This window comes from Streptomyces sp. SID5643 (assembly GCF_009872555.1).
Taxonomy (GTDB): domain Bacteria; phylum Actinomycetota; class Actinomycetes; order Streptomycetales; family Streptomycetaceae; genus Streptomyces; species Streptomyces iakyrus.
Genome location: NZ_WWIC01000305.1, coordinates 35,886 through 44,786, shown reverse-complemented (window position 1 = coordinate 44,786; position 8,901 = coordinate 35,886). Strand labels below are relative to the sequence as shown.

General features: G+C 72.3%; 8 protein-coding genes. 5 read left to right on the top strand and 3 right to left on the bottom strand.

Annotation, left to right across the window (positions count from 1 at the left end):
* The first annotated feature begins 365 nt into the window (after positions 1-365).
* From GTY56_RS33280 to GTY56_RS33270, 3 genes are all read left to right on the top strand, one after another.
* Positions 366-1,211: an LLM class F420-dependent oxidoreductase gene (locus GTY56_RS33280; RefSeq protein ID WP_161368997.1), complete on the top strand. Its 846-nt coding sequence runs from the start codon at positions 366-368 to the stop codon at positions 1,209-1,211.
* Between the two features lie 77 nt (positions 1,212-1,288).
* Positions 1,289-1,495, top strand: a complete 207-nt coding sequence (locus tag GTY56_RS33275; RefSeq protein WP_161368996.1) for a hypothetical protein — start codon at positions 1,289-1,291, stop codon at positions 1,493-1,495.
* Between the two features lie 44 nt (positions 1,496-1,539).
* Positions 1,540-4,125, top strand: a complete 2,586-nt coding sequence (locus GTY56_RS33270; RefSeq protein ID WP_161368995.1) for a bifunctional FO biosynthesis protein CofGH — start codon at positions 1,540-1,542, stop codon at positions 4,123-4,125.
* A 4-nt stretch (positions 4,126-4,129) separates the two neighbouring features.
* On the opposite strand, the gene GTY56_RS33265 is transcribed toward GTY56_RS33270, so the two are convergent.
* Entirely contained in the window at positions 4,130-5,539 is a 1,410-nt protein-coding gene (locus GTY56_RS33265; protein ID WP_161368994.1) for a hypothetical protein, read from the bottom strand.
* An 18-nt stretch (positions 5,540-5,557) separates the two neighbouring features.
* Positions 5,558-6,028: a GtrA family protein gene (locus tag GTY56_RS33260; protein WP_161368993.1), complete on the bottom strand. Its 471-nt coding sequence runs from the start codon at positions 6,026-6,028 to the stop codon at positions 5,558-5,560.
* A gap of 123 nt (positions 6,029-6,151) precedes the next feature.
* Between GTY56_RS33260 and GTY56_RS33255 the strand changes: the two genes are divergently transcribed.
* Together GTY56_RS33255 and GTY56_RS33250 are read left to right on the top strand one after the other, a co-directional pair.
* The gene (locus GTY56_RS33255; protein WP_161368992.1) at positions 6,152-7,153 is read left to right on the top strand and encodes a glycosyltransferase; all 1,002 of its coding nucleotides are present in this window, start codon (positions 6,152-6,154) and stop codon (positions 7,151-7,153) included.
* 85 nt (positions 7,154-7,238) lie between these two features.
* A complete protein-coding gene (locus GTY56_RS33250) occupies positions 7,239-7,796 on the top strand; it encodes a hypothetical protein (RefSeq protein WP_161368991.1) in 558 nt (185 codons plus the stop codon).
* Positions 7,797-7,904: 108 nt separating this feature from the next.
* Here GTY56_RS33250 and GTY56_RS33245 read toward each other — a convergent pair whose 3' ends face one another.
* A complete protein-coding gene (locus GTY56_RS33245; RefSeq protein WP_161368990.1) occupies positions 7,905-8,816 on the bottom strand; it encodes an alpha/beta fold hydrolase in 912 nt (303 codons plus the stop codon).
* Positions 8,817-8,901 lie beyond the last annotated feature (85 nt).

Sequence of the window (8,901 nt, the reverse complement as noted above, 5' to 3'; positions counted from 1 at the left end):
GGCCCCGGCCTGCTCCCGGCGGCCGGGGCACTGGCCCGCACCGGGCGCCCTGAGCCTGCCGCTGGCCGTGGGGCCCGGCGGGCCCGGCGACCGTCGGTGACTTCCTCGCCCACCGCACCGGAGCACTGCTCGGCGACCGCCTGCGATCGGGCAGCCCGGCCGCCGCGTCCCGGCCGCCGCATCCCGGCCACCGCCTGGCGGCAGGCCGTGGCCCGCATGGACCGCCACGGCGGCCGGGCCGTGCTCCTGAACCGCTTCCTCCCGGTCGTCCGCACGCCCACCCCGCACCCCGCAGGTGCGACCCGTCCGCCGGGTCCGACCGGTCGGTATGGACAGGTGGGCCGCCCGCGGGTAGAGATGAGCCCATGCGCATCGCCGTGACGATCTTCCTCACCGACGAGACGATCACTCCCACCCGGCTGGCCCGGGAGCTGGAGAACCGCGGATTCGCCGGGTTGTACCTGCCCGAGCACACCCACATCCCCGTGGAGCGGACCACGCCATACCCGGCGGGCGGTGAGCTGCCGCCCGAGTACGGCCGCACCCTCGACCCCTTCGTGGCCCTCGGCCAGGCCGCCGCCGTCACCGAACGGCTCGGGCTCGGCACGGGCATCACACTCGTCGCCCAGCACGACCCGATCGACCTGGCCAAGCAGGTCGCGACCCTCGACCACCTCTCCGGTGGCCGGTTCACGCTCGGGCTCGGCTTCGGCTGGAACGTCGAGGAGGCCGCCGACCACGGCGTGCGGTGGAGCACCCGGCGCGAGCTGGTCCGGGACCGGATGGCGCTGATGCGCGCCCTGTGGTCGCAGGAGCCGGTCGCGTACGACGGAGAGTTCGGCGGTGTCCGGGCCAGTCACGCGTATCCGAAGCCCGTGCAGAAGCCGCGCGGCCCGGTCGTGGGCCCGCGCACGCTCGTCGGCGGGGCCGCCGGGCCCAAGCTGTTCTCCCACATCAGCGAGTACGCCGACGGCTGGCTGCCGATCGGCGGCCGGGGCCTCGGCGAGTCGCTGCCGGTCCTGCGCGCAGCCTGGGCCGACGCCGGCCGCGACCCCCGGGCCCTCCAGGTCGTCCCCTACGCCGTCCACCCGACCCCGGGCAAGCTCGCCCACTACGCCGACCTCGGCATCGAGGAAGTCGTGGCGCAGCTGCCTCCGGCGGGGGAGGCGGAGGTGCTGAAGGCGCTGGACGGCCTCGCCGCCCACCTCTGACAACTCCCTTGCCCGGCAGCCCGGTTGGCTCTCTCTACTAAACTACCGTTCAGTTCACCACGGGGGGAGAGAGCGTCATGCGGCTTGCCTGGTTTTCCTGGCTCCTGCGTCACTTCACCGAGTACGGCTACAGCCAGGGACTGTTGCGTGCCGCGATCGGCACCACGGCCGTGCTGGTGACCGCCGCGCTGGTCTGGTTCGCCCTGCACCGGAACAGACCGGCCGCCGTGGCCGCCGCCGGTGTCGTCTCGGCCCTGGGCATCGGCTGGCTGGCCTTCCACTGACGGGGCTGACCCGCGGCTGATCAGCGCACTCGTATGCTCGAAGGATGACGACTTCCGCGGCCTCCGGAACCGGACCTACCGACAACTCCATGCGTCGCGCCCTGAAACGGGCCAGGGACGGTGTCTCGCTCGACGTCGCCGAGGCGGCGGTGCTGCTCCAGGCGCGGGGCGAGCAGCTGGAGGACCTGTCGGCCTCGGCCGCCCGGGTGCGGGACGCGGGCCTGGCGGCGGCCGGGCGGCCCGGCGTCATCACGTACTCCAAGTCCGTCTTCATCCCCCTGACGCGGCTGTGCCGGGACAAGTGCCACTACTGCACGTTCGTCACCGTCCCCGGCAAGCTGCGCCGGGACGGGCACGGGATGTTCATGTCGCCGGACGAGGTGCTGGACATCGCCCGCAAGGGCGCCGCCCTCGGCTGCAAGGAAGCCCTCATCACCCTCGGCGACAAGCCCGAGGACCGCTGGCCGGAGGCGCGCGAGTGGCTCGACGCGCACGGTTACGACGACACCCTCGCCTATGTGCGGGCCATCTCCATCCGGATCCTGGAGGAGACGGGCCTGCTCCCGCACCTCAACCCGGGCGTCATGAGCTGGACGGACTTCCAGCGCCTCAAGCCCGTCGCGCCCAGCATGGGCATGATGCTGGAGACCACCGCGACCCGCCTCTGGTCGGAGCCGGGCGGCCCCCACCACGGCTCGCCCGACAAGGAACCGGCCGTGCGTCTGCGGGTGCTGGAGGACGCCGGGCGGTCCTCCGTGCCCTTCACCTCGGGCGTCCTCATAGGCATCGGCGAGACCCACGAGGAGCGCGCCGAGTCGCTGTTCGCGCTGCGGAAGGTGTCGCGGGCCTACCACGGTGTCCAGGAGCTGATCATCCAGAACTTCCGCGCCAAGCCGGACACCGCGATGCGCGGCATGCCCGACGCGGAACTCGACGAACTGGTCGCCACGGTCGCCGTCGCCCGGCTCCTCATGGGCCCGAGCGGAAACATCCAGGCCCCGCCCAACCTCGTCGACGACGAGTACGAGCGGCTGATCGGCGCCGGCATCGACGACTGGGGCGGGGTCTCCCCGCTCACCATCGACCACGTCAACCCCGAGCGCCCCTGGCCGCAGATCGAGCAGCTCGCCGAGAAGTCCCGGGCCGCCGGGTTCGAGCTGCGTGAACGGCTGTGTGTCTACCCGGAGTTCGTGAAGCGCGGCGAGCCCTGGCTGGACCCGCGGCTGCGCCCGCACGTGGCAGCGCTGGCCGATCCGGAGACCGGCCTGGCCCGCCCCGACGCCCTCCCGCAGGGCCTGCCCTGGCAGGAGCCGGAGGAGGTCTTCACCGCGTCGGGCCGCACCGACCTGCACACCTCCATCGACACGGACGGCCGCAGCTCCGACCGCCGGGACGACTTCGACGAGGTGTACGGCGACTGGGGCGCCCTGCGTGAGGCCGCCGCCCCGGGCATGGCCCCCGAGCGCATCGACACCGACGTGCGCGAGGCCCTGCGCACGGCCGCCGACGACCCGACGAAGCTCACCGACGACGAGGCGCTGGCCCTGCTGCACGCGGACGGCCCGGCACTGGACGCGCTCGCCCGGGTCGCCGACGACGTACGGAAGTCGGCCGTCGGCGACGACGTCACCTACATCGTCACGCGGAACATCAACTTCACCAACGTCTGCTACACGGGCTGCCGCTTCTGCGCCTTCGCCCAGCGCCGCACGGACGCCGACGCCTACACCCTCTCCCTGGACCAGGTCGCCGACCGGGCCCAGCAGGCCTGGGACGTGGGCGCGGTGGAGGTCTGCATGCAGGGCGGCATCCATCCGGACCTGCCCGGCACGGCGTACTTCGACATCGCGCGGGCCGTGAAGGAACGCGTCCCGGGCATGCACGTGCACGCCTTCTCGCCGATGGAGGTCGTCAACGGCGCGACCCGCACGGGCCTGTCGGTCCGCGAATGGCTGGCCGCCGCCAAGGAGGCGGGCCTGGACACCATCCCCGGGACGGCCGCCGAGATCCTCGACGACGAGGTCCGCTGGATCCTCACCAAGGGCAAACTGCCCGCGGCCGACTGGATCGACGTCGTGACGACGGCCCACGAGCTGGGCATCCGCTCCTCCTCGACGATGATGTACGGCCATGTCGACCAGCCCCGGCACTGGCTCGGGCACCTGCGCACCCTCGCGGGCATCCAGCAGCGCACGGGCGGCTTCACCGAGTTCGTGACGCTGCCGTTCGTGCACACCAACGCGCCGGTGTACCTGGCGGGGATCGCCCGCCCGGGCCCGACCATGCGGGACAACCGGGCGGTCACGGCCATGGCCCGGCTGCTGCTGCACCCGTACATCCCCAACATCCAGACCAGCTGGGTGAAGCTGGGCACGGAGGGCGCGGCCGAGATGCTCCGCTCGGGCGCGAACGACCTGGGCGGGACCCTCATGGAGGAGACCATCTCCCGCATGGCGGGCTCGTCGTACGGGTCGTACAAGTCGGTGAAGGACCTCATCGCGGTGGCGGACGCCGCGGGCCGTCCGGCCCGGGCCCGCACCACCCTGTACGGGGACGTCCCCGAGGAGCGGCAGCGGGCGGCGGCCGCGTCGGACGGGCATCTGCCCCAGCTGCTGCCGGTGCTGGACTGACGCGCTACTGGCCCCCGGCGTCCGCCGGCTGGTGCACCGGCAGGGTGCGGCCGGCCGTTGCGCCGGGGGCCGCAGGGGGCGGTGCGGTCCTGCCGCGGCCCGGCCAGAGCAGCAGCAGGCCGAGGGTGCAGGCGAGTGCGGGCCAGTAGACGTACCGGAAATCGGTCGCGGGCATGATCGGCAGATAGCCGAGGATGTAGGCCGCCGAGCTGATGCCCAGCGCCCGCACCGGCATGGCGAACAGGCCCCGGCCGGGGCGGATCGCCAGCACCAGCGCGACCGTGAGCCAGAACCAGCCGCGGAACAGCCAGGGCAGGTCCTCGATCATGCCCTTGACGTACGTGCCGAGCGCGTCCTCCAGCCGGGGGTGCGCCACTTCGATGCCCAGGTCGTTGCGGGTGATCCCCGCCTTGTACGCGTAGTCGGTCTCGAACAGCAGGGTGGTGAAGAGCAGCAGGCGGTACTGGAGATAGCCCGGCACGTGCCCGCCCATCTCGCGCAGCCACAGCGACGTGATCGCGCCGGAGTCCCCGCGCAGCCCGTCGGCCGGGCGCTGGTAGCAGGCCCAGTAGGCGTCCGAGAGGGCGCCGACCCGCTCGCACTCCCGTGCGGAGGCCACGAGTCGGTCGCGCAGGGCGGGCGGCACGTCCGCCGACCGCAGTTCCTCGACACTCAGCACGTGCACGAGGTCGTCGAGCATGATCTGGGCGCCCTGCTTGGTCTGGAGCGGCGCGGCGAACAGGGAGATGGCCGCGGCGGGCACGGCGAGCCCGGCCACGAGGGCCGCCGTGCACGCCACCCACGTACGGCGTCCCGGCCTGCCCCACAGGGCGAGGACCAGCATGACGAAGACGGGGACCGCGGCGACGACGGCGTTCTTGCGCACCAGGATCGCGTAGGCGAGGAACAGCACGCCCAGCCAGAGCAGGACCCAGCGGACGGCGGGGCGGAGGTCGCGGTCCCGCAGCAGCAGGCCGGTGAAGGCGACCGCGCACGCGGCCAGCAGCGCGAACGCCGCGTGCACGTCCTTCCACACCACCCCGGCGAAGTTCAGCACGAAGGGTGCGAGCCCCACGCCGAGCACGGCGAGTGACCCGCCACGGCTCCGGGTCAGCTCCCACACGCACCGGGCCAGCACCCACAGCGCGCCCCAGAGGACGGCGGACTGGAGGACGAGCATCGACGTGACCGACCCGGTCATGGCGATGAGGGCCCGCCACACCAGGCTCAGCACCGGTGGATGCCAGTCGGTCAGGGGCGCCTTGCCCTGGGCCTGCCGGAGCTGGTCGAGACTGTCGGGACTCAGGAACCCGGGGGCGAAGACGAGGACCGTGGCCAGGCAGCAGAGCGCGGCGACGGCGGCCAGACCCCAGACCCAGCGCTGCGTACGCGCCACCAGTGGCTTTTGTCCCATATGCCGGATGTTAGCGGCTCAGGATGCGACGAAGACGTAGCGCCGGTAGGCGTAGAAGCGGAAGAGGGTCGCGAGGATCCAGCCGAGGATGCGGGCGGTGTTGTCGCTGAGCGCCGAGTCCAGCCCGAGCAGATGCCGGGAGGCGAAGACCGTGCCCGCGGTGATGGCGAGCCCGACCCCGTTCGCCACGAGGAACAGTGCGAGTTCCTGGGTCACCTTGTCGCGGTGCCGGCCGCGGTAGGTCCAGTAGCGGTTCCCCACCCAGCTGAAGAGCGCGGCGGCGGCCGTCGCGATGACGGACGCCTGCACGGGAGCCGTCCGCATCACCCCGCCCTCCGCGTCGCCGGGCAGGCCGAAGACCAGCAGGTTGTAGCCGCCGTTGTCGATGACGAAGGCCAGGGCCCCGACGACACCGAACCTGGCGGCCTCACGCCAGATGCCCTTGATGGCGTCACGCGCACGCAGCGTCACAGAGTCGAGGACCGGCACACGGTGAGCGTAACGACCGGGCGTGCCCCATCCGGTCAGGCGCGCTCATATCGCACTATGTCCGACTGTATGAGGTGCTGATGTATGAGGTGCTGACGGTATGCCGAACCGGTCGAGTGAGGAGTGGTCGTGGAACCGACGATCGCGTGTGTCGTGCCGTGCCACAACGAGGAGGCGGCCGTCGGCAAGGTGGTGCGCGACCTGCGCGCGGCCCTCCCCGAGGCCGTCGTCTACGTGTACGACAACGCCTCCACCGACCGCACCGTGGAGGTCGCCCGGGAGGCCGGCGCCATCGTCCGGCAGGAGAACCGCAAGGGCAAGGGCAACGTCATCCGGCGCGCCTTCGCCGACGTCGACGCCGATGCGCTGCTCATCATCGACGGCGACGACACCTACGACGCCTCCCGCGCCCGCGACCTGGTGGACCTGCTCTTCGAGGGGCCGTACGACCAGGTCGTCGGCGCCCGCCGGGTGACGGCCGACGGGGCCTACCGGGCCGGGCACGCGGTCGGCAACAAACTGCTCACCGGGGCGGTGCGCTCCCTGTTCGGCAACGACGTGACCGACATGCTCAGCGGCTACCGGGTCTTCTCGCGGCGCTTCGTGAAGTCCTTCCCGGCGCTCGCCCGCGAGTTCGAGACCGAGACCGAGATGACCATCCACGCGCTGCACCTGCGGCTGCCCACCGCGGAGGTCCTGACGGACTACCGGGTCCGGCCCGCCGGCGGCGAGAGCAAGCTGCGCACCTACCGGGACGGCTGGCGCATCCTGCGGGTCATCCTCGACCTGGCCCGGCGCGAGCGCCCCTCGCTGGTCCACACCGTCCTCGCGGGCGTCCTCGCCCTGGTCTCCCTCATCCTCGGCATCCCCGTCATCGCCGACTTCGTCGAGACGGGCACCGTGCCCCGGGTCCCCACGGCGATCCTCGCCGCCGCGATCATGACCATCGCGGCGCTCGTGCTGCTCGTGGGCTACATCCTCGAATCGCTCATGCACATGCGCCAGGAACAGACCCGGCTGGTGCACCTCTCCTACCCGGCCCCGGTGCGCACCCCGCGCTACGCCGCCCGCGGCGCCGGCACGGGCCCGGTCCCGGTCCGCAAGGCCGCCCGGGACACCCCCTGAGGGAGCCGGGGGACCACGGGTGCGCAGTACGATGATCGGAACCCCGTTTCGAAGCGGGGTCCCGTGACTGAGGAGATGCGTGCCGGTGCCTGCCCGACTTCCTTCGTGGGCCTGGGTGACCGGGCTGACCGTGGGAGCCATAGCCGCGGTGACGGTCCTGGGCGTACAGGCGGCGGACCGGGGCTCGCACCCCACCGCCGCCTCGGCCAAGCCGAGCAGTACGGCCTCGGCGCAGCCCACCCCCACGGCGTCGGCCCCGGCGCGGGTGCCCGACGGCTCCGGCACCGGCCGGCGCGTCGTCTACTCCCTCGGTGAGAAGCGGGTGTGGCTGGTCGACGCGAGCGAGGCGACCCGCCGCACGTTCACCGTCTGGCCGGGCTCGGTCAGCCCCGACCCGGGCACCTACACCGTGTCGTCGCGCAACGCGGGCACGACCGGCTCGGACGGCGTCCAGATCGAGCACATCCTGTACTTCGCCGCGAAGGACGGGGTGTCCGTCGCCTTCTCGAACGCGGTCGACGGGGCCTCACCGCCGCCCGCCGCCTCCGGCACCAAGACGGGCGGAGTCAGGATGCGGAAGGCGGACGGCACGGCACTGTGGGCGTTCGGCACGGTCGGCACGACCGTGACCGTGGTCAAGTGACGTGCACCTCGGGCTGAGGTCCGGGGAATCCGGCCTTCTCGCTTGTTGCTCCGCCTCCCCCGAGCTCTCGACTGCGGCGCTGTCCGGGCTCGTCGGCATGGGCGGTTGTCAGTCGACGGAGGCCATGAAGTCCAGCATCCTGCGGTTGATCTCCTCCGCGTGGTCGATCTGCGGCCCGTGGCCCGTGCCGGAGATGATCTCGGCCCGGGCACCGGGAACCAGGCGCGGCACGCGCTCGACCTGCCGCTGCGGGTGCACGAGAAGGCTCCGCTTGCCGAGCACCAGACAGAGCGGCGTCCGGATGGTCGACAGCTCCTCCTCGGACAGGGGCAGCGGCGCCGGGCGACGTATGCGGTAGGCGCGGACCGCCGTTCGGATCATCGCGCGCAGTTCCGGCACGACGAGGACCGGCTGTTCGAGCCAGGCGGCCAGTCGCGGGCGGAGCGCCTTGGGCGCGAAGGTCGCGAAGAGGCTGGCGAAGATCCAGACGAAGAAGCGCAGCCCTACTTTCTCCAGGCCGCCGGGGTCGAGCAGGGTGACCGAGGCGAGGCGGCCGGGCCCGCGGTGCGCCTGGTTCAGGGCCAGCCAGCCACCGTAGGAGGAGCCGACGAGGTGGACGCGGTCGAGTCCGAGCCCGGCGAGCGTCTCGTCCAGCCACTGCGCAGCCCGTTCGGGCTGGTGGATGGGTTCGCGCTGGACGCTGCGGCCGGGATCGCCCGGGGTGTCGATCGCGTAGACCGGGCGGTCCGCGCTGAGGGCGGGGGTGTTCGGGTACCACATGGCGGAGCAGGAGCCCGCTCCGTGCACCAGGACGACGGGGGTGCGGGATCGGGCAGCCTGGTGCGCGGGGCCGTAGCGGTAGACGTGCGTGGTGCCGAAGGACGTCTCCACGTCCTCTTCCGAGAGCGGGGATGCCCCCAGCGCGTAGACCGCATCGCAGGCCGTGAAATAGCGCTTCCGCCAGGCATCGCTCACATAACGGCCGACATCGGCCCGGGTGCGGGCGGCGGTCTCAGGCATGGACACCTCCGGTGGGCGGTTTTGTGATACGAACGTACCACGACGTTGGTACAGCTGTATCATCAAAGGGCACCATGAGGGCCGT

Bases quoted from the DNA above. Each gene is read 5' to 3' on its own strand.
- GTY56_RS33280 (WP_161368997.1), top strand. From the start codon at position 366: ATGCGCATCGCCGTGACGATCTTCCTCACCGACGAGACGATCACTCCC.
- GTY56_RS33245 (WP_161368990.1), bottom strand. From the start codon at position 8,816: ATGCCTGAGACCGCCGCCCGCACCCGGGCCGATGTCGGCCGTTATGTG.
- GTY56_RS33270 (WP_161368995.1), top strand. From the start codon at position 1,540: ATGACGACTTCCGCGGCCTCCGGAACCGGACCTACCGACAACTCCATG.
- GTY56_RS33265 (WP_161368994.1), bottom strand. From the start codon at position 5,539: ATGGGACAAAAGCCACTGGTGGCGCGTACGCAGCGCTGGGTCTGGGGT.
- GTY56_RS33275 (WP_161368996.1), top strand. From the start codon at position 1,289: ATGCGGCTTGCCTGGTTTTCCTGGCTCCTGCGTCACTTCACCGAGTAC.